The organism is Psychrobacter glaciei (genome assembly GCF_014652895.1).
GTDB classification, from domain to species: domain Bacteria; phylum Pseudomonadota; class Gammaproteobacteria; order Pseudomonadales; family Moraxellaceae; genus Psychrobacter; species Psychrobacter glaciei.
In genome coordinates, this window is record NZ_BMZR01000005.1 from 16,166 (window position 1) to 37,830 (window position 21,665).

Sequence of the window (21,665 nt, forward strand, 5' to 3'; positions counted from 1 at the left end):
ATGACTATGCTCACTTCATCGCCAACCAGTGCTACGGTTAACTTGCAACAGCTTATGGATGCTAGCAACCGTAATGACCATCGCCTAGCGCAGGCATTATCGGCGATGATAGCAGCATCAGCTCAAGCGCTAGCCACTCAAACATCAACAAATCAGGCAGCTTCCGCTCAACTAAATACAGTTGCCAACGTACCGTTTCAGCGGTTTCGTTTGGACAGCCGTCAGGTAGCGCCAAACGATGTGTTTGTACTACTAAAGAGCCATACACCAAACTGCCAAAAAAGTCGTGATTACCTTTATCAAGCCGCTAAAAACGCGGCTTTTATCCTATCAGAAATCGATCCGATTGCTTTGTTTGCCACGGCTAATGTGCCACCACATGCCAATATTGCTCTAAGCACGGATGACTCACAATCTGTAGCGCAGCAGCAATTAGATTCCTTGCCTTGCCCTGTTTTATATGTGCCCAACATCCGTGATTTTTTAGGCGATTTAATCCAATCTCATTTGCAGCATCAGCAGCCAGTGACACTACCAGCAGTAGTGGCGGTGACAGGTACCAATGGCAAAACCACCATCAGTCAATTGGTGGCGCAATTAACCCAGTTGACTGGCATGAGTAGTGCCGTCATGGGTACAGCGGGTAACGGTAGATTGGGTGCCTTGGTGCAAGCCAGCCATACCACTGGCGATGCGCTAGCCGTCCAGCAGTTCTTATATCAAATGGGGTCAGAGAACGCCGAGCTATTAGCATTGGAAGCCAGCTCACATGGTTTAGATCAGCAACGTTTGCAGGGTATGCCTGTGTCGGTGGCGATTTATACCAACCTAAGCCGCGATCATTTGGATTATCATGCTGATATGGCAGAGTACGCAGCGGCCAAAGCTAGATTGTTTGATAAAGCCCATTTTCCGGATTTGACCCACGCTATTATCAATATCGATGATGAGCATGCGCAGGTTATGTTGGATACTGCCCATGCCAGCGAATTGACGGTTTGGACCTATAGTTTGGATGCTTCAAAAACGGCTACTTTTATCGCTGCTAAAATCAAGCCCAGCTTACAAGGTGTCGAGATTAGCCTACATACAGATTTTGGCGATGGGAAAATTAATAATTTAGATATCGTCAGTCCATTACTTGGACGTTTTAACGTGGCGAATTTGCTTGCTGCTATGGCAGCAGCGGTGGCGATTGGTGCTAAGTCAAATGTAGGTATTGAGCGCATTGCGACTGCTGTTGCACAGTTACAAGGTGCTGTTGGCCGTATGCAACGTGTGCCCTCTAATGATGGCTGCTTTATCGTTGATTATGCGCATACGCCTGACGCCTTAAGTCAGGTATTAGCCAGTCTAAAAACCCATTGCAAAGGTCAGCTATGGGCAGTGTTTGGCTGCGGTGGCGACCGTGATGCAGGCAAGCGCCCATTGATGGCGCAAGCAGGGCTGGCAGGTGCGGATCAGGTGATTCTAACGGCAGACAATCCACGTACCGAAGACCCACAGATGATCTTGCAAGATATGCAAGCAGGCATGAGTGCGGAGCAATATCAGCGTACCCATATCGAACCAGCGCGGCAAAAAGCGATTGAATATGCCGTCAATCAAGCGGCTGCCGATGATATTGTGGTCATCGCTGGCAAAGGTCATGAGACTTATCAAGAAATCAATAATGTCCGTTATGATTTTGACGACAGCGTTATTTTACAACATGCCCTAGAGCACGCTGGGCGCGTATAAAAAAGTGCTGTCTAAGTGTTTAGCACCACTAATTTTTTTAATATATTTGAATGTTCAACAGACCCTAGTTATAAGAAATACGTAATCATCATATAAGGTAATCACTACTATGACAGCCGACAACGATAACACCATACAGTCGCAAGGGCTGTATGTCTGGCAAGCAGATAACTTGCTAGCAGCCACCACCGCTATTGATGGTCACTGGCAGTTAGATTCAGGACAGTTAAAAGAAGGGCAAGCAGAGATAAGTAACGGCATTACTAGCAACCGTATTGCCACTGACACGCGCACGATAAAAACCGGTGATATATTTTTAGCCTTAACCGGTGACAATTTTGATGGTCACGATTATATCAATATGGCTGCCTCACAGGGCGCAGTTGCCGCTATCGTCTCACGGCCTATCTCTACCAATATTCCGCAGTTAGTTGTCAAGGATACTCGTTTAGCGCTAGGGCAATTAGCCGCCTATCGTCGTCAGCAGCATCAAGATTTGACCGTGATTGCCATTACAGGCTCCAGCGGTAAGACCACTTGTAAAGAGATGCTCGGAAGTATCTTCGGCAGATTAGCACCGACGCTCATTACCCGTGGCAATCTAAATAACGACTTAGGCGTGCCGATGATGCTGCTCGAATTATCCGATCACCATCGCTATGCCATCTTAGAGTTGGGTGCCAATCATATTGGTGAAATTGCCTATACTACTGAAATTGTTCGTCCGGACGTGGCTTGTATTCTGAACATCGGCACCGCTCATTTGGGTGAATTTGGTAGCCGCGAAGGCATTTGCCAAACCAAAGCAGAGATTTATCATACTTTGGGTGACGCGCAATTTGCGATCGTTCCCGATAAAGATGATTTTACCAATCAATTACGCCGTATTGCTGAAAAGCATACCTCACATGTCATCGGCTTTGGTAATACTGATGTCAGCGCCAGTCACTTAGATGTCGAGCCTGAACGCAGTGAATTTAAGCTGCATATTGGCAACCAAGTCCATGATATTAGCTTGCCACTAGCAGGTGAGCATAATGTGAATAATGCGTTGGCGGCGGCGGCTTGTGCCCATGCTTTAAATATCGACGTGAATGACATTGTGATCGGGCTTGAGAACGCACGTCCCGCTAAAGGGCGCTTGAACAGTCAGCTCCTCGGTATGCATCGCCTGATTGATGATACTTACAATGCCAACCCACATTCGGTGCGCGCGGCTGCCAAAGTATTGGCGGCGCAAACCGGTACACAGGTGATGGTGTTAGGAGATATCGGTGAGCTTGGCGATGCTGCGGTGAGCGAACACCAAAGCTTGGGTCGTACCATCGCAACCACGGGTATCAATGTACTGCTGTGTGTTGGCGAGTACGCGCCTTATACCGTGGCTGGGGCACAAGAGATTTCTGAGATTAGCGCGCATGCGTTCGCTGATAAAGATAGTTTACTGCAGTATTTACAGTCTTACTTGCAAGCGCAACAAGCTCAGCCTTGTACGGTGTTGTTTAAAGGCTCTCGTTCCATGCAGATGGAAACACTTATTCATGCGCTAGTAGAGGAGTAGGCGGTGTTAGTTTGGTTGTTTGGCTGGCTTGGCCAGTATTACTCACCGTTTTCTGCGGTTTCTTCGTTGACGCTACGAGCGCTACTTGCGGTGGTTACGGCACTCGCATTTAGTATGTTCTTTGGCGGACCGGTTATTCGGCATTTGCGATCACTAAAGTATGGTCAGGCCATTCGTAATGATGGCCCGCAGTCGCATTTGGCTAAGACTGGTACGCCGACCATGGGCGGGGTGTTGATTTTGAGCGCCATCGGGGTGTCGACCTTACTCTGGGCACGCCTCAACAATCCTTATGTCTGGATTTTGCTGATCGTAATGATCATATTTGGCGCGGTCGGTTGGGCGGATGATTGGCTCAAAATTAAATATAAAAATCCCAAAGGTTTGATTGCTCGCAAAAAATACTTTTGGCTGTCTATGGGTGCATTATTCGTCGGTATCTCCTTGTATTATATCGCCACCTTGCAACCGGATATGGCCACCACCCGCGAGATGCAAGATTTATTGATACCCATTTTTAAAGACTGGATGATTCCGTTCTCAGCCGTGCCTTTCGGCATTGGTTTTATTATCTTTACTTACTTTGTGATTAACGGTTCTTCCAATGCTGTCAACTTGACCGATGGCTTAGATGGCTTGGCAATTTTACCCGTTGTTTTAGTTGCGGCTGGTTTGGGCGCGATGGCCTACGTCTCGGGTGACGTACGCTTTGCCGATTATTTGCATGTGCCTTATATTGCTTATAACTCTGAAGTAATTATTGTCTGTGGCTCGATGATCGGTGCTGGACTTGGCTTCTTGTGGTTCAATGCGCATCCCGCGCAAGTCTTTATGGGCGATGTGGGCGCGCTTGCCCTCGGTGCGATGCTCGGTACGATTGCCGTCATGACCCGTCAAGAGATCGCTTTTGCCATTATGGGTGGTTTATTCGTCGCCGAGGCGCTATCGGTTATGCTGCAAGTCGGCTCCTATAAACTGCGCAAAAAACGCGTCTTTCGTATGGCACCGCTACATCATCACTTTGAAGAAATTGGCTGGAAAGAAACGCAAGTGGTTGCCAGATTTTGGATTATCGCCATTTTACTGGTCATACTTGGTTTGATGACGTTGAAACTGCGCTAAGCCGCATTAAAATAGTATTAAACTAGGTGCTGTAGTAAATAAGTATTTGCGTGATTAAAAAGCCATCTCAGCAATAACTGAGGTGGCTTTTTGTTTTCTCAAATTCTATGTTAACGGCTTCTTTTATTCATCAACCCACGCAATTTTTGTTAAAATGCTAGCCATATTGCTATGACCTAGAGATGCTTGTGTCCTTATTTGTTTGTCCCCTTTGCCAGTCACCTCTGCAACCAGCCGCCGATACGTGGCGCTGCGATGGCAGTTTAAACCCTAAGCAAACTGCGCATCCATTTGATGTGGCGCGTCAAGGCTATGTCAATCTGCTGCCCGTACAGCAAAAAAAATCCAAAACACCAGGCGACAGCCAGCAATCTATCGAAGCGCGAAAGCGGTTTTTGGTAGCTGGGCATTATGCGCCGTTACAAAGATTGGTTTGTCAGAAAATGGGGCAGTTATTAGGGCAAGATGCAAGCATCTCTGTGCCAACAGCTAAGCCTGATAAAAACCCAGTCAACTGGTTAGACATCGGTTGCGGGGAAGGTTATTACACGCAGGCGATGGCACAGATGGGCTCAGATATTATCACTACCTTGATAGCGGCTGATATCAGCAAGCCCGCGTTGGTTGAGTTGGCTAAAGTGAGCAAAGCAGCCGGTCAGCTGTGGTATCAACAACATAAAGACAAGGCTGAAAATACGACGGTTATTTACCCGTTGGTCACCAGTGCGGCAAATTTGCCTCTGCGTGCTCATAGCGTCACGGGTATCAGCAGTATCTTTAGCCCTATTTTGCCTGAGGCTTTTGCCAAGGTATTGGTTGATAAGGGCTACCTAATTATTGCCAAGCCTGATGTCGGACATTTAACAACGATGCGTGATGCACTATTTGATAGCGTGCGCGAGCATGATTCTGATAAGTTTTTGCAGGAGTTGGCACCATACTTTACGTTGATAGAGACGCATCGAGTCAGTACCGAGATGACATTGTCAGCGACTGACTTAGCTGACTTGCTGACCATGACACCTTATGCCTACCGCGCCCGTAGCGAAAAAAGACAGACATTACTGGCAGGCGTTGAGCAACAAGCATTTAGCACGGAAGCAAAATTTGTGGTGTATATTTTGCAAAAACGCGCTGATCAATAATGAGGACACGCCCTAGCACCCAGCCATTATTTATAAAATAGGCCCCATCGTTGCGACAATATTGTTCCAAATTCTGTATGGCAATGACCAGTCTGCAACTTGTTGACGGCTGACTTCTTCTGAATCAGCGATATACTGATACTGGCGTTCAATAATATCGGCGGTTAATGCGGTATCGCTAAAAACGATATTATTTTCGTAATTCAAATCAAAGCTACGCAAATCTAAATTGGTCGATCCAATTAAGCTGATCTGACCGTCAACGGTCAAGGTCTTAGCATGTAGCAATCCTGGTTTGTACTCATAGATTCTTACCCCTGCTTCTAGCAATTGCCAGTAATAACTGCGGCTGGTCGCGGCGACCACCAATGAGTCGTTGTGTTTGGGGAAGATCATCGTGACCTCTACGCCGCGATAGGCGGTGGCACATAACACATTGATTAGAGAATAATCTGGGACAAAGTAAGGGGTTGAGATGGTCAGGGTTTTCTGTGCTTGGCTAATGAGCACTCCTAAGAATTGCGGTGTTGCGCCTGAGCGTTGGGTAGGGCCATCAGCAAAGACTTGTGCGGCAAAGCCTGTAGAAGTTGGCGAGCCTAGTCGCTCGGTAGGGTAATAAAAGCTCTCAATCGCTGTGTCAGGGTTTTCTATCAGCCAATCATTGGCAAAGAGCATCTGGTTCTGTGCTACGACTGGTCCTTCGACGCGCAGCATAATATCGACCCATGGTGCAAAATTGGGCTTCACGCGAAACTCAGGATCCGCGCAGTTTTGACTACCAGAGTAACCAATGCTGCCATCGATCACGGTAATCTTGCGGTGATTACGCAGATCAATACGGCTAAATAACATCACCTTTATAAGATTGTTAATCGGTAGTGCCACGCTGACTTGCACGCCAGCATTTTTCATTTGTTGCCATATCTTTGAGCTCACCATCTTTCGTGAGCCCATGCCATCCACCATCGCTCGACAAGTGACACCGCGACGTGCTGCACGCATCAAGGCTTGGGCAATATCGATACCCGTACCATCAATCAGCCAAATATAATACAGCACATGAATATGATCGGTTGCTGCATCAAAATCCGCAATCATTCGTTTGTGCGTTTCAGCCGCATCGCCCATGAGTTCCGCATGATTGCCCACCGTGGTATGAAAGCCTGTGACGTTCGCAGAGTAAGCAAACGCCGCTTGATACTCGGTTTTTATGGCGTGTGTTAATGCCTCGTCGCTACCGAGCACTTCAGGGTTTTGCGTATGGAGCTTATCTATAATTTGCTCATGCTTGCGGCTGAAGTCACTGCCTAAATGTATCTCACCAAACATCCAGTAAACCACGACGCCGATATAAGGCAAGATAAACAGGACGACCATCCATGCCAGTCTAGCCGATGAAGTCAAATCATGGCGGGAGAGTATCCTTAAGGATATCAGCACTAGTAATATGAAATGAATGGTCAATAAAATATCCAGTACCATAGCGCCGTCCTTAGTTATTGTCTTTATGCAGGGTGCTGCAATCGTTATTTATTACTCCGTACTTTACCATGGCAACTCGTTTAGACCGTAGCCAACTTGTCATCAGATTGTCATCAATAGCGTTGATGACAACAGCCTTTATTGGGATGAGTTAAGGAGCTGTCTGGTGTAAAAACAACGCTGTTCTTTGTTCATCATAGCTTTCAACAGTCAACTCATAACTGGTTACAGATTTCTTAAAATCAGTCTTAGTGAATAGTCAAAAAAAGGAGTATAAGTATCGTGGTTATTCCTTTCATGGACTAAGGCTATGCACGCTGCCATTCGCTATCGATTACTTAATAATTTTACTGTTTTTATTAGCATCATTGGAGTGGCCGTGGCTCTCCTCGATAGTGGTTTTACGCTACCGAATTGGATACAACATGTTTTTCATATTTTGTATTTGGTCATTATCTTCTTAGGGTTTGTCGTCACAACAGGGCGCTATATCTATAGCAAAAAACCGCTAACGATTAATAAAGTGGCCGTTTTTGACTTATTGACCAGTATCGCTATTGTCATCTTACTTGTGGCGCATTTCACGGATTTAATACGCTCAGGCTTGGCTGTTTCCGTTGACGGTTTTGTCGCCATTAAGATTGCGGTGCTGGTCACATTCATTCGTGAAATCTCTGATCACGATTTCAATCTTGATCGTACTTTTCTAAACCCAGCCCAATTCTTTATTCTAAGCTTTTTGTCGGTGGTGCTGGTTGGCGCTTTGCTATTAATGATGCCCAACGCGACCACCCAGCCTTTGTCTTTTATCGATGCGTTATTTACTGCCACCAGTGCGGTATGTGTCACTGGGCTTATTGTGGTGGACACCGCGACCTATTACACAACCTTTGGTCAAGTCATTATCATGGGCTTGATTCAAATCGGCGGTCTCGGAATTTTGACCTTTGTGACGTATTTTAGCTATTTCTTCAAGGGTGGTGTCAGCTATGAGACTCAGTTAAGTATCAGTGAGATGTCCTATATGCGCGGGACGGGTGATGTGGTGGCGACCCTCAAATCTATCTTATATGTGACCTTTGCCGTTGAGTCGTTGGCGGCGGCATTTATTTACGCCAGTATTTATGATTTACCTGGCATGGACTTATCTGAGCGCTTGTTTTTTTCTGTATTCCATGCGATTTCGGCTTTTTGTAATGCAGGTTTTTCTACCTTTAGTGCAGGCTTATATGATGACGCGCTGCGCTTCAATTATCCTTTGCAGCTGATTATTGGTATTACCTTTATTTTTGGCGGTATGGGCTTTGTGATCGTGGTCAATGTACTGCGGTATTTGCGTTACCGTGCTCAGCGCCTGATATATCGTCGTAATCAGCGCTATGCATATCTACCATGGTTACTCAATATTAACAGCCGTATTACCCTCATTACGACAGGTGCTTTGCTGCTAGTCGGTCTCATTGGGGTTATGCTGTTTGAATATAATGGTGTACTGGCTGACCACGGCAGTTTTTATGGAAAATTAGTGACGGGAATCTTCACTGCTGCCACTCCGCGAACCGCTGGGTTTAATAGTATTGATATGGGTGACCTAGCATTTCCGACGATTATGTTGACGATTTTTTTGATGTGGATTGGGGCGTCACCGAACTCGACGGGCGGCGGTATCAAAACCAGTACCTTTGCCATCGCGCTATTAAATACCTTGAGTTTAGCGCGTGGACAGACCAGAGTAGAAATATTCAAACGTGAAATCGCTGAGATATCGATTCGTCGCGCGTTCTCTATCATGTGGCTGTCGTTATTGGTCATTGGCATGGGCGTGACACTTATCAGCTACGATCAGCCCGAGCTGGACTTAATTAAAGTAATTTTTGAGTGCTTTTCTGCTTATAGCACTGTGGGCTTGAGCTTGAATTTGACGACCGAGCTGTCAGATTTTAGCAAAATGGTGATTTCGGTGATTATGTTCGTTGGTCGTGTGGGTATGCTGACGCTCTTTATTGCTTTATTCAAAAACATGCGCGAGCGTAACTACCGCTATCCCACGGAAGAGATTACTATTAACTAAGTTCCTGTTAATTAAGTCCCTGTTAATTAAATTTCTATTAACACAAGCGTGGCACTATTATTAAGGCATCAAAAGGATAATATGAAATATATCATCGTAGGGTTAGGCAACTTTGGCTCGTCGCTGGGTATGGCGCTGACCAGTCAAGGTCATGAAGTGATTGCTATTGACAGTAATATGCAAAAAGTTGAGGCCTATAAAGAGGTCATCTCGCATACTGTCTGTATGGATGCCACTGATGAGTATACCGTCACTGGTTTACCCATTATCGATACTGATATTGTCGTGGTCGCAATCGGCGAAGATCAAGGCGCGAACGTCATGGCAACGGCGCTATTTAAGACCTTAAAAGCACGGCGCTTGATTAGCCGCAGTATCAATCCATTGCACCAAAAAGTGCTGCAAGCCATCGGCGTGGACGATCTTATTCTGCCTGAAAAAGAAGCCGCCGACCGCTGGGCCAAACGGCTGTCACTGCGCTACTTTGTAGATTCATTTGAGCTTACCGATCATTTTAGTATCGTTGAGCTTAGTATCCCAAATACATTGATTGGAAAGACCGTTGACGACTTACAGCTCAAGCAAAAATTTAATATTCGATTGCTTAGTACCATGCGCTATGAGTATTATGAAGACAGCTTTGGACGTACGCAACGTAAGCCGAGTATCGAAGGTTTAGCTGAGCCTGAGCAAGTGCTACAGGACAAAGATGTTCTGATAATCTATGGCGCGAACAAGCATATTAATCAGTTTTTACGTAGCGTTGGGGTAAAAATCCAGTAGCGGGCTAAATCTAAATAAAGGATGTATTGTCTGAACATCAACGACGACATACCTATTATTTAAATAGCAACGCTATGACATTATAAAAGGGAAAGTTATGAATAAGTATCACATATCCGTCCTGCTGATTGCTGTGACGGCACTGCTATCAGGCTGTGATCAATCGTCTCAAGACCCGAACGTTATGCTGTCAGAAGGGCAGAAAGACCCCATCAAACAGCTGGAAATTACCTCAAAAATTGATCGTAGCAAATTTGGCTATCAGCAAACCTTTTATGTGCCGATTTACTCTGACATTTATACCGATAGAGACAATCGTAAAGTCTTACTGTCCGCGACTTTGAGCGTTCGTAATACCACCCTAAAGAAATCATTGTATATCAATAAAATCGATTACTACGATACGCATGGGACTTTTTTAAAATCGTATCTGAATAAACCTATTGAGCTACCGGCCATGGGCACGCTCAATTATATTGTCGAAAAAGAAGAGGACAAAGGTGGCTCTGGCGCTAACTTCATCATTGAGGTCGAAGGCATTGACGATACTGTCACCCCAGTTATTGAGGCGGTGATGATAGGCAACTTTAGCAATAAAGCCTTTGCTTTTACGACGCAAGGTACGCCAGTAATACATTAGGGTCTGTTGAACATTCAAATGTGGTACTGGCAGTGGCTATTTTTTAGGTTTTATTCATTCATTTCTAAACCAATGACGTGAGTGAGATGTCCAGTTTTTAGATACACCGTAGCACCCTCTGGCCCTGCTTTAGTTTGCGGCTGTTCACCGATAGGGAAGCGTATCCACCCACCTCGTTGATAGACTTGGTCATCATCTATCAGCTCACCTGCCACCACCAGTAACTCTGCACCACCATCTATTGGAGTATCAAACAGCAACTCGTCTGCATTTATACGCTGCAAGCTCACTTGCTCGTTACTATCTAAAAACAGAGGACAAACGTCGCGGTTGTCTTGGCGCTGCCAGTTGGCACTATCTTGGGTATCAATCGCCACAGGATTGGACTCATCAGATGACATTTGACGTAGTTTAACAAAAATAACTGCACCTTCCTCACTATAAGGTCTATGACCTGAAGCCGGTGGATTGCGCAAGTACCAGCCTACTGGATAGTGTGTGTCATCAGCAGAAAAAGTCCCTGACAATACCAAAATCTCTTCGCCACCCGGATGCAAGTGATGCGGGAAGTAAGAGCTCGGTGCATAACGAACCAAACTGGTCGCGCGTGCCTTCTCTTCTCCTACGCGGTCAAGCATCACACGCTCCACACCATTTTGTGGCGATTTTACCCATTGGTGATGTTCAGGGGCTAGCGAAGCACGACGTGAAAAATCTGCATTGATAAGCATAAGGTACTCCAAAAAAGTACTAAAGGTATAGACTGAGAGTCTTACTGTTAAAGGTTTTAAAATTCAGAGAGCTACTGACTGATAAACGTCACCGCCTCAGTACTGCCATTTTCACTAGGCTGACTGATAGTGATTTTGCTCGCCAAAATATCGCCTTGAGCATTGATTTTATAGCATTCTGATGAAGTGCCATTAGGATCAAAATTGAGGAGTAGGTTCTCTGAGGTCTCTATACATAGCCAAGCGCGGTTATTGCTCTCCCTCGTTAGCGACCAGCTTTGTTTATAAGTACCAGTTTGTTTGCGCATACTACTGTCGCTGTAGACGTTTTCGGTGATTAAGGCACTGGAATCGCCAACTGAAGCCATCTTGGGGATGACGGTCGTTTGGTTCGATAGCGAGTATCTACCGCTATTATCCGTGAAGCCATGGAACATCAAGGGATTGGTCGTAAAATAGTTGGTCGCGATAGATTGATTGGTGATTTGATTGTAGCGTTTAGTGACGGTATTTATCTCAGCAGCTTTAACTGATTTATTGTTGAAAGCCACTGTACCTTTGGGTGTCACCTTAATATCGGCGACGATATTTTGCTTGTCCACTACGGCATATAGTTGTTCGCTGCGCTCTTTGGTATAGACATTGAGTAGGGCGGTCTCAACAGGGTATTGAGTGACGATATTCCCATTACTGCTACCATTATCAGTGCTGCCCATCGGTGCATTAATCGTCACACAAGCGCTTAAGCTGAGTCCTGCTACTACTACCACCGTTAAATTCTTCATAAGGCCATCCTTCCCATTATTTTAATTTTCTGAGTTGCTAATACCTACTATAATCGAATTTTACGCCACTCGCGTCTGACATTCGTTAATAGCTATTTTTAGCCCGTCTAGATATGATCAATTGAATTGAGGACACGCCCTAGATAAAGAGGCTAAAAAGAATAAGAAGCAGGATAGGGGTCAAGAATAAAATAGCTTGCAGGCATGAAGCGACGATTAGACGGGTGTAAGCTGTCTAATCGTTGCACTGGCATTTTATTGCATACTGTGAAATCAGGCGGATTATTTTAGATTTATGTCTAAAAAGGTTTTGAGCTAAGGTGTACCTGCATGACCTACTTTGACTTGTGTGGACAGCATACGACCTTTGGTTTCAGCTTTACGTGATGCTTCATCCCAATCAGGTGCCGCACACATAAATAGTGTTTTACCATCTTGTCCGCCGAGGGCAACAGCAAAGATACCATCAGGTGCCGTATCGATAGTTTCTAAAATCTCACCACCTTCTGCTATACGGACGGCACGCTGATTCAACGTATCCGCAATCCAAACTGCACCTTCGGCATCTAGCGCGAGACCATCAGGTAGTATACTGGCATTTTCTATACGCAAACCAAGGTTTGGCTCATCACCCAACTCTCCAAAATTAGCAAAGTCACGCTTTTCACCAAGGCTACCATCTTCGTTGATAGCAAACTGCGTAATTTTATTGCCAAACAGCTCGTTAACGATCAAGGTCTTTTGATCTGCAGAGATAACCATACCATTTGGAAATGCCAATCCTTCAGCGACAATCTGTGAGCTTCCATCAGGCTTAACCAAAACAAGCCCCGTATTTTCATGGTCAGCACCACCCATCAAGTCAAAGCCAAAGTTACCGATGTAAGCATTACCATTGTCTGAAACCACCATGTCATTGGCATGACCACCACAATGCTCCCAAATATCGGCATGAACGACCAAGTTACCGTCATTTTCTAGTCGTAATACTTTGCGGTCTTTCATCGATACAACCAGCATACGCCCATCGGGCAACCACCCTAAACCAGAGGGTTGCTGCTCAACATTAGCAATTTCCTCTGCCACTCCCTCATCGTTGACACGATAAATGCCTTGAGTATAAAAATCAACAAACCATAAAGCATCGTTATACCAGCGAGGGCCTTCTAAGTAATGAAAGCCATCAACGACAACGTCTAATTTATATTCTGACATAATTGTTTCCCTTGAATAGTGGTTATCTTCCTTGATAAATAAAACTGTTTTGAATAGCAACAATGGTTTCTGTTTTAGAGTATCTCCTTATATATCGTTGTCACCTCATCTAAAGTCATGTCTTTGGGGTTGGTTGCAATCAGTCGGGCATAGGTATTTATTACTATGTCTGCCAATGCGGGGATGTCTTGATCTGTTATATCCAATTCGCTTAAGCGATACTTGAGACCACTATTTTCTAAAAACATCTTTAGTTGATCAATAAATAAAGTCGCTGCGTCTAAGTCTACCATGCCAGATGTCTGAGTAGGCATGACAGCATGAGCCAGCTCAGCATAAAGCGGGGCGGCTTCTGATAAATTAAATGTGAAAACACCACACATAACGAGTGCATTGGCATGTCCATGAGGAATATGAAAATTGATGCTCAGCGGATACGAGAGTCCATGTACTGCTGCTACTGATGAGTTCACAAAGGCAATACCAGCCAAAGTAGAGCCTAATAACATTTCGGCACGAGCGTCGATATCATCGCCTTGAGCCAAGACTTTCTCAAAGTTATTCCAGAGCATCTGCAACCCTTTAACAGCCAAGGCATCTGAAATAGGATTTTTCTTGGTACGGCTCGTATACGCTTCAACGCAGTGAACCATGGCATCCAAGGCGGTTGCAGCCGTGATGTGACGAGGTAGCTTCAGTGTTAGTGTGGCATCTAAAATGGCGACATCAGGTAGAATTTTAGGCGTATAAATGGCTTTTTTGCTGCCATCTTTTGCCGTGATGACAGAGACAAAGGTAGACTCTGCACCTGTACCAGCAGTCGTTGGTATCGCAAATAAAGGCAGCTTATTAAAGCCACTGACATCTTTGTCTAAAATGTCATTTACTGACTCAAAGTCATTTGGAAGCAAGGCGACGATTTTGGCAGTATCAATAGAGCTGCCACCGCCTAGACCAATAACCAAATCACAGTTATGGTCTCTGGCAATTTTCATAGCGTCATTGACGACGTCAACGGGTGGGTCAGCAATGACAGCATCGAAGACCACCACTTGAATGCCAGCTTCTTGTAATGATTGCTGTGCGATATCGACATAGCCCAGCTGAGTGATTCCAGCATCGGTAACAATAATAGCCGACGTCGCACGGTATTGTTGAGCTAACGCGCCTAGCTTTTTGCGCATACTGTCAGCTTCGCTGATGATATGACCATTGCTATAAAACTCAATCCCTGTCATTTTTTCTTCCTTGTGTAGAGATATATCTAGATATGAATCAGCACTAATCGTAAGATATAGTCAATCCTCTATAAATTGGATACGGTGTCAAGCTTGCTTAGTTTACTACTTGTAGTACTTTCACTCGCCTTCCTTGTATCCAAATTATACTGAACCGACTATAGCTTATGTAATTCAGTATACGCAATTTCCTTAGTTATAGGCTGTCTAGTATGCGTGCATATCAAGAGTTTATCGTGCTTGCATAACTGATTCAATAGACCCTAACTATCTACTTAGCGATAAATAGTATATATAATTCAAAAAAATATCAGGACGTATTGGGTTTGATCATTATCGTCAGGCTGCGTAACTAAAGTCTCTCAAGTTAATATTTACAGGATTAATAGCATAGGTCGACCAACGAATAGACCAGCACAAGCCAAGGGATAAGTGGGTTATGTTCGGATAGCTTGGGAAAACAACAGACATAAAAAAAACGCTAGACGCGTTATTTACAAAGGGTTTTATTGGTATATGGGTTGAATTGGGGCAAGCTGGGCAAACTAGGATTTTATAAGATTGGCGGTGAAGGAGGAAGTCAAACTATTTATTTAAGTGTATGATAAATATAACATTATTTATTTTAACCCTAGTTATAGACCAACTATTAGACCAACAAAGAATAAGTATTGGATGCATAACAGACAGCTAAGCTTATATTCTAATTAAATGTAACTAAATGTTTCTACGTCACTATTTAGTTTCAAATACATATTATCACTAAAAATCCTTTTAAGTGAATTAATACTAACGTATATTATTTTTAATCAATATTTTACGAAATAATAGCTAATCTATAATTACAAAGTGTTGGCTATTTTAATAGGTAAATAGCCAGAACACTTTAGTTTTCTAACAAAGAACTATTGACTCAAAATTCAATTCTATCAACTGACGGATCATTCATTGCCATAAGGACATTAGAAGCTTCTTGAAGGGGTGAAGACTGAACTGTGTTTTGAATGGCAGTCATTGCCATCGAAATTAATTCAGGGTTATCACTTTCAATACCTTGGTCCAGCCTATGAAACATCTCATCAATAACGTGTCTACGTTCTATAAAGCGTTCTTTGAGATACGACTCTAAAAACTCTCTTTGATTATTAGTTTTTGATAATTGCACTTCTCTCCAAGCTGAAATTGCTTCGCGCTTAGTATGCTCAGTCTGACAAACAGTCTTATAGTCAGCGTACGCGTTAACCAGCATCTCAAAGCCTTTAGCTGCATTAGATACAGGGTTTTTAGAGGAGGTAAAAGCTTTCTTCGAATTTCTGATAACTTCTTTCATATGGTCAATTTTCCTAGTTATATTTCAAGATAGCCTTCGCACTTATGACGTATGTTCTGTATTGCTTGTCCCTCGCTATTTAAAATAGGCTGATCTAAAATATTTTTGAGTGACTTTCCTATAGCAAGCATTGTTGTAAAGGCCTCTGGGTCAGACGCATCATTAACTTTCATTTGTTCAAATCGTTTGACTGTTTCGAGTAATACTTTTTGGACCTCAAGTGCGTTGATAGTAATGGCTTTTACAGCAACCTCCATCAGTTCAATTTCAGCAATATTAGCATCGTTTCTTGCTTCTACTGCTCTTGCTTTAGTTAGAGCTTCTTCCCCTTTCCCCGCTAAATGAAGACCTGTAATGGCTAATGCAGGACCGGCAATTAAACCACCTAACACCATAGTCCCACCAGCCATACCCAAACCACCTGTCGCAAGAGAACCACCGCCAAGCCAAGCTAAGGTTGCATTCGTTGAAGCAGCTCCTGCAAGCGTTGAAATGGCTGTTCCTGTAGAGGCTGCACCGAACAAGCCTACTGTTCCATAAGCCCCCATACCTGTAAGAACTCCGGCAGTCACACCGCTTGCAATACCGTTTTCGATTTTAACTGCGGTAGTAACACCCTGTTTCATTTCTACATATTCTTGCTCAGTTAATATTTGATTAAAATTTTCAATTCTTGAGCCAGCATCTTTGATTTTTCTCAACATATCTATGATATGTCTAATTTGATTATTGAATATATCAACTTTTAGTTGACCCAAATTCCTAAGCTCATGATTAGCGTCAGAGCTAGACAGTTTCAAGATATCTCTTTGCAGCTTTAGTCGTACTTGAGACCATTCAACAATGCTATTAGCATCAGATATGTCTGACATGCCTTTAGCGCCTGAAGCTACGCCAACTCCTGCTGCGGCTAAAGCCATTCCGCCCAGTATAAATGGAATAGGCATGTGAAACTCCTTGGTTATTTAAACCTGTATAATCGGTAAGTTGTTTTCTATTTGAGCTTTCTGACAGGCACTAATGTTCAGATTTATATAGTCTTCATAATTCATAGTAGAGAAAGCGTAAAAATACATTGCCTCGATATTACAAATTAAAGGTCTGTATTCATAAATACCGCAATTATTATTGGTTTTATCGAAGTGAATGCACACGCCATTACCACTGTCTAAACTCTCATATAGTTTTTGATTTTGCAGGTTCTGGCAGCACCAGCCACATTGATTACAAGGAAACTTATCTTTCGAAAGAGTGTGACTTAGTTTAGGTGGTTTCTCTATAAATTTAGACTCTATTATTCTCACAATACTCTCTTGATTTGGTATATTCGTATTTTTTCACAATGCTTCGATTCTTTCTTTTATGTTATTCATCAATTCTTCTATATGTTGTTCATTCTCTAATATCACGCCATTCTCATCCATATCAGCAAAGCGTGAACTTAGATCAGTAGCACTTTTTTGAAAATCATCCATCAAATCGAGAAATTCTTCATTATTATCAGTACTTAGATTATATTGTTCAATAGTAGATAGTTTTTCTGATAGTTCATATATTAAATCTAGTGGTGCTTGTTCTTCGTCAATAGACTCATCATTTTCTAATAACATAGCAATTTTGTCTTCTATATCCTCAATACGTTCATCAATGTTATCTAAGGCATCAGTGATAACATATGAATAGATATCTTCTATTTGCTCTACTGCAATTTCTTTATTTTGGTTTAGGTAGGCATTGATACAGTCTGATAGCCGCTCTGCATAGGAGCGGGCAACTTGATCAGTAGATTTTATGGCATATTCGTTTATATAGAGTATCTGATTTGACTGATCGTAGTGGGCTGACGTAAGCTCAACAACTGCCTCCCAATCGTTTGAGGAGTTTTTCAGAATAATAACGTACCCATCTTCTTCATCGCTGAAATGCAAATAGATACCTTCTTGTAGGTTTTGGCTGGCAGTTGTATCTATATTCAATATTCCTAAAGCAAAAGGAACATCAAAGCCTGTTGCTGCTTGGGCTTTCTCGGTTCTATCGATATATTTGAATAATTCTTCCTCACTCATACTTTCAGGAAACCACACACCACCGCCTGCATTAAGTGGTAATCTTTTAGACTCATCACGGAAGTAATCGTCAAAGAAACTACGTAATGGTATTAGCAATGCTTTATTAGAGTTTATGTCTTCGCTAACAGTATCTGGTTGCTCAACAATTATTTGAGTACTATTCGCATTTTGAGTTTCAGCGTCCTCTTTTATTAGTAAGTCGATATTATATTTTGCAATGTCATCACCTTGGTCAGCCGCTTTTTGGAACCATTCAAGGGCTTTGATATGATCCTGTGCAACACCTAAACCGTCTTTATACATCAATGCAAGATTGACTTGCCCTGTATGGTAGTTCTGATTGGCTGCTTTTTGGAACCACTCAAATGCTTTAAAATGATCCTGATCAACACAGTGACCATTGTTATACATGCATCCAATACTATCTTGAGCTGGTGCATAATTTTCACTAGCTGATTTTTCAAACCACTCAAGTGCTTTAGCATAGTCTTGTGAGATACCATTTCCATTGAGATAGTCCATTCCAATCAGCATTTGTGCTTCAAGGTAATTTTTGCTGGCGGAATTTTGGTACATCGATTTGCTCCAAGTTCTTTGATATAGGCTTCAGCGGCTTTTATGGTATTATTCACAACATATAACACTTTGTAAACTATTGTTTCTAATTTATTGCAATTTAGTGAGATTTTCAGGTATTAATTCATGTAGAGAAAGACCTATATATCTCATAGTGACATATTACATTTGGCTTAGATAAACAGCATAAACTAACGGCTATATACCGTTAGTTTATGCAAAAGTAAAAAGTGTCATGACCGAGCATCAACAAGAGACAGCAAATGTATAATGCTATTGCGATGAATACGCGCAATATACCAAATTAATCAATCGTATATTCGTTTAACGAAATAACAAATAAATAAGGGATAGTCAGTATGCCCACCAGCAAAATCAATCAAGACGATATCAATAAAGCCGTATGGAACGCTTGTGATACTTTTCGCGGGGTCATCAGCGCCGATACCTATAAAGACTTTATCTTAACCATGCTGTTCCTTAAGTACTTGTCTGACGTCTATCGCGATGAGTACAACAAGCTGGTCGAACAGTTCGGCGACAACCCCGAACTGATCCATGCCATGATGTCCAAGCAGCGTTTCGTCTTACCTGAAGGCGCAAGCTTTTGGGACTTGTATGAGCAGCGCCATCAGCCGGGCAATGGTCAGCGTATTGACGAAGCGCTACATGCTATCGAAGAAGCCAACGGCACCAAGCTCAAAAACGTCTTTCAAGACATCAGTTTCAACACGGACAAATTGGGTCAAGAAAAGCAAAAGAACGAGCTATTACGCCACTTATTAGAAGATTTTGGCAAAGACATCCTTAATCTAAGCGTTGAGCGTGTCGGTAGCCTCGATGTGATTGGTAATGCCTATGAGTTCTTAATCAAGCACTTTGCCGCGAGTAGTGGCGCGACAGCTGGTGAGTTCTATACGCCGCCCGAAGTATCTAACTTACTAGCGACTATCCTTGAGCCTGTCGAAGGTGACGAGATCTGTGATCCAGCCTGTGGTTCAGGCTCGCTACTCATCAAGTGCGGGGCGATGGTACGCAAAAACTCAAACTCTAAGAAGTATGCGCTATACGGTCAAGAAGCCATTGGCTCGACATGGGCACTGGCCAAGATGAATATGTTCCTACACGGTGAGGACAACCACCGTATCGAGTGGGGTGATACCATCCGTAATCCGCTGCTACTCGACAAAGACGGCAAGCACTTATTACAGTTCGATGTGGTGACCGCCAACCCACCGTTTTCACTGGATAAATGGGGTCATGAGGATGCCAGTAGCGATCCCTATGGTCGCTTCCATCGCGGTGTACCGCCCAAGACTAAGGGCGACTATGCCTTTATCAGTCATATGATTGAAACACTTAAGCCAAGCACTGGTCGTATGGGTGTGGTCGTACCGCATGGCGTGCTGTTCCGTGCATCAAGTGAAGGTAAAATCCGTCAGCAACTGATAGAAGAAAACTTGCTAGATACGGTAATTGGCTTACCTGAAAAGCTGTTCTTTGGTACGGGTATTCCAGCCGCTATTTTACTGTTCAAAAAGAATAAGACCGATGATACGGTACTGTTTATTGATGCCAGCAATGAGTTTAAATCAGGTAAAAACCAAAATCAGCTCACTGAAGATAATATTGCTAAGATCATTGAGACGTATAAAGCGCGTTCAAGCGTCGATAAATATGCGTATCTAGCCAGCTTTGATGAAATTAAAGAAAACGACTTTAACCTAAACATTCCGCGCTATGTTGATACCTTTGAAGAAGAGGCGGAGATTGATTTGGATGCGGTACGTGCTGAGCGTCTTGAGTTAAAGGCTGAGTTGGATACGCTAGAAGCTGAGATGGCAGGGTTTTTAAAGGAGTTGGGTTATGGTGCCTAAGGAATTTCAAACTATAACAGGACTAGGTAATTGCCCTTCAGACTGGCTAGTAAAAACTGCTGATGAATTAACAAGTAAAATAACAAAAGGTACTACACCGCCAAAAACTGAAATTGTTAGTGATTCTAAGATACCTTTTTTGAGGGTAAATAATCTAGGTTTTAATGGCGAATTAGATACCTCGTCAGATATGATCTTCGTAACTCAAGAAGCACATAATGGCTCCCTAGCTCGATCAATTGCTTACCCTGGCGATATTCTTATGAATATCGTAGGTCCTCCGCTTGGTAAAATTGCGATGTTAGGTCGAGATTTTGATGAATACAATATGAACCAAGCTATAGTTATTTATAGAACCGTATCGTCGAAAGTTAATAAAGATTATTTCTTAAATTTTCTAAGTAGTGAGTTAGCCCAACAGTGGTTGCAATCTAGATCTAAAAAGACATCTGGGCAACAGAATCTAACTATACAGCTTTGCAAAGAATTACCTGTGCCAACGCCACCTCTCCCAGAACAACAAAAAATCGCTAAAATTCTATCTACTTGGGATAAGGCGATTAGTACCACTGAGCGTTTGATTGAGAATAGTAACCAGCAGAAAAAAGCCTTGATGCATCAATTGCTGACGGGTAAAAAGCGTCTGCTTGATGAGTCGGGGAAAAGGTTTGAGGGTGAGTGGAAAGAGAGGAAGCTGAGCAACTTAGGTTCAACGTTTAATGGCCTAACAGGAAAAACCAAAGTAGACTTCGGTTCTGGCAAGAAATACATCCCTTACATGAATATTTTCAAAAATACTTTCATAGATACGGATAATCTCGATTATGTAAATATTGATGTCGATGAGAAGCAGAATACAGTACAGTTTGGAGATGTTTTTTTCACAACGTCGTCAGAAACCCCTGAAGAGGTCGGTATGTCATCTGTTTTGCTGAAGAAAACTAAAGAACCAATATATTTAAACTCTTTCTGCTTCGGCTTTAGACTTTTCGAAATCGATAAGATTGCTCCAGCTTTTATTGGTTATATTTTGAGAAGTAGCCATGTTCGGAGAAAAATTGCAATTCTAGCTCAAGGTGCTACACGTTATAACTTATCAAAAGTTCAACTATTGAAAATATCTATAGCTTTACCTTCTTTAGAGGAACAACAGAAAATCGCTACCGTATTAACCAATGCCGATAAAGAAATTGAGTTATTTGAGCAGCAATTGGCTGATTTGCAGCAAGAGAAAAAGGCGCTGATGCAGGTGTTGTTGACGGGTAAGAAAAGGGTAACAGTAATTTAATTTAGATATAAG

18 protein-coding genes are annotated in these 21,665 nt (G+C 43.0%); 9 read left to right on the plus strand and 9 right to left on the minus strand.

Going from position 1 to position 21,665, the window contains the following annotated elements:
- The 4 genes from IE130_RS11070 to IE130_RS11085 all read left to right on the plus strand — a co-directional run bounded on the left by IE130_RS11070 (position 1) and on the right by IE130_RS11085 (position 5,568).
- Complete coding sequence (locus IE130_RS11070) at positions 1–1,740, plus strand: UDP-N-acetylmuramoyl-L-alanyl-D-glutamate--2,6-diaminopimelate ligase (RefSeq protein WP_189585865.1); 1,740 nt, start codon at positions 1–3, stop codon at positions 1,738–1,740.
- A 109-nt stretch (positions 1,741–1,849) separates the two neighbouring features.
- Positions 1,850–3,301, plus strand: a complete 1,452-nt coding sequence (locus tag IE130_RS11075) for a UDP-N-acetylmuramoyl-tripeptide--D-alanyl-D-alanine ligase (protein WP_189585868.1) — start codon at positions 1,850–1,852, stop codon at positions 3,299–3,301.
- Between the two features lie 3 nt (positions 3,302–3,304).
- On the plus strand, positions 3,305–4,423 hold the full coding sequence (gene mraY / locus IE130_RS11080; protein ID WP_010198007.1) for a phospho-N-acetylmuramoyl-pentapeptide-transferase: 1,119 nt from the start codon (positions 3,305–3,307) through the stop codon (positions 4,421–4,423).
- Positions 4,424–4,605: 182 nt separating this feature from the next.
- Entirely contained in the window at positions 4,606–5,568 is a 963-nt protein-coding gene (locus IE130_RS11085) for a putative RNA methyltransferase (protein WP_189585871.1), read from the plus strand.
- Between the two features lie 30 nt (positions 5,569–5,598).
- Here IE130_RS11085 and cls read toward each other — a convergent pair whose 3' ends face one another.
- Positions 5,599–7,050: a cardiolipin synthase gene (cls, locus tag IE130_RS11090; RefSeq protein ID WP_189585874.1), complete on the minus strand. Its 1,452-nt coding sequence runs from the start codon at positions 7,048–7,050 to the stop codon at positions 5,599–5,601.
- Between the two features lie 310 nt (positions 7,051–7,360).
- Here cls and IE130_RS11095 point away from each other — a divergent pair, with 310 nt between their 5' ends.
- The 3 genes from IE130_RS11095 (at position 7,361) to IE130_RS11105 (ending at position 10,544) form a co-directional block, all read left to right on the plus strand.
- Positions 7,361–9,121, plus strand: coding sequence for a TrkH family potassium uptake protein (locus tag IE130_RS11095; RefSeq protein WP_189585877.1), 1,761 nt, complete (start codon positions 7,361–7,363; stop codon positions 9,119–9,121).
- 81 nt (positions 9,122–9,202) lie between these two features.
- Entirely contained in the window at positions 9,203–9,904 is a 702-nt protein-coding gene (locus tag IE130_RS11100; protein WP_189585879.1) for a potassium channel family protein, read from the plus strand.
- Between the two features lie 97 nt (positions 9,905–10,001).
- A complete protein-coding gene (locus IE130_RS11105) occupies positions 10,002–10,544 on the plus strand; it encodes a DUF3124 domain-containing protein (protein WP_189585882.1) in 543 nt (180 codons plus the stop codon).
- A gap of 50 nt (positions 10,545–10,594) precedes the next feature.
- Here the strand turns inward: IE130_RS11105 and IE130_RS11110 are convergent, their stop codons facing one another.
- The 8 genes from IE130_RS11110 to IE130_RS11140 all read right to left on the minus strand — a co-directional run bounded on the left by IE130_RS11110 (position 10,595) and on the right by IE130_RS11140 (position 18,488).
- Positions 10,595–11,275 carry a cupin domain-containing protein gene (locus IE130_RS11110; protein WP_189585885.1) on the minus strand — a complete coding sequence of 227 codons (681 nt, stop codon included), beginning with the start codon at positions 11,273–11,275 and terminating at the stop codon, positions 10,595–10,597.
- A 71-nt stretch (positions 11,276–11,346) separates the two neighbouring features.
- Entirely contained in the window at positions 11,347–12,060 is a 714-nt protein-coding gene (locus IE130_RS11115) for a hypothetical protein (RefSeq protein ID WP_189585889.1), read from the minus strand.
- Positions 12,061–12,375: 315 nt separating this feature from the next.
- Positions 12,376–13,275, minus strand: coding sequence for an SMP-30/gluconolactonase/LRE family protein (locus IE130_RS11120; RefSeq protein ID WP_189585892.1), 900 nt, complete (start codon positions 13,273–13,275; stop codon positions 12,376–12,378).
- Between the two features lie 74 nt (positions 13,276–13,349).
- Positions 13,350–14,513, minus strand: a complete 1,164-nt coding sequence (locus IE130_RS11125; protein WP_189585894.1) for an iron-containing alcohol dehydrogenase — start codon at positions 14,511–14,513, stop codon at positions 13,350–13,352.
- Positions 14,514–15,426: 913 nt separating this feature from the next.
- A complete protein-coding gene (locus tag IE130_RS11130) occupies positions 15,427–15,843 on the minus strand; it encodes a hypothetical protein (RefSeq protein ID WP_189585897.1) in 417 nt (138 codons plus the stop codon).
- A 17-nt stretch (positions 15,844–15,860) separates the two neighbouring features.
- Entirely contained in the window at positions 15,861–16,790 is a 930-nt protein-coding gene (locus IE130_RS11135; protein WP_189585900.1) for a hypothetical protein, read from the minus strand.
- A gap of 18 nt (positions 16,791–16,808) precedes the next feature.
- Positions 16,809–17,147 carry a YkgJ family cysteine cluster protein gene (locus IE130_RS14420; protein ID WP_373299681.1) on the minus strand — a complete coding sequence of 113 codons (339 nt, stop codon included), beginning with the start codon at positions 17,145–17,147 and terminating at the stop codon, positions 16,809–16,811.
- A gap of 33 nt (positions 17,148–17,180) precedes the next feature.
- Positions 17,181–18,488 carry an SEL1-like repeat protein gene (locus tag IE130_RS11140; protein ID WP_189585903.1) on the minus strand — a complete coding sequence of 436 codons (1,308 nt, stop codon included), beginning with the start codon at positions 18,486–18,488 and terminating at the stop codon, positions 17,181–17,183.
- A 359-nt stretch (positions 18,489–18,847) separates the two neighbouring features.
- Here IE130_RS11140 and IE130_RS11145 point away from each other — a divergent pair, with 359 nt between their 5' ends.
- Both IE130_RS11145 and IE130_RS11150 read left to right on the plus strand, forming a co-directional pair.
- The gene (locus tag IE130_RS11145; protein WP_189585906.1) at positions 18,848–20,365 is read left to right on the plus strand and encodes a type I restriction-modification system subunit M; all 1,518 of its coding nucleotides are present in this window, start codon (positions 18,848–18,850) and stop codon (positions 20,363–20,365) included.
- Positions 20,355–21,653: a restriction endonuclease subunit S gene (locus IE130_RS11150; protein WP_189585909.1), complete on the plus strand. Its 1,299-nt coding sequence runs from the start codon at positions 20,355–20,357 to the stop codon at positions 21,651–21,653. Before IE130_RS11145 ends, IE130_RS11150 begins: the two co-directional genes overlap by 11 nt.
- Positions 21,654–21,665 lie beyond the last annotated feature (12 nt).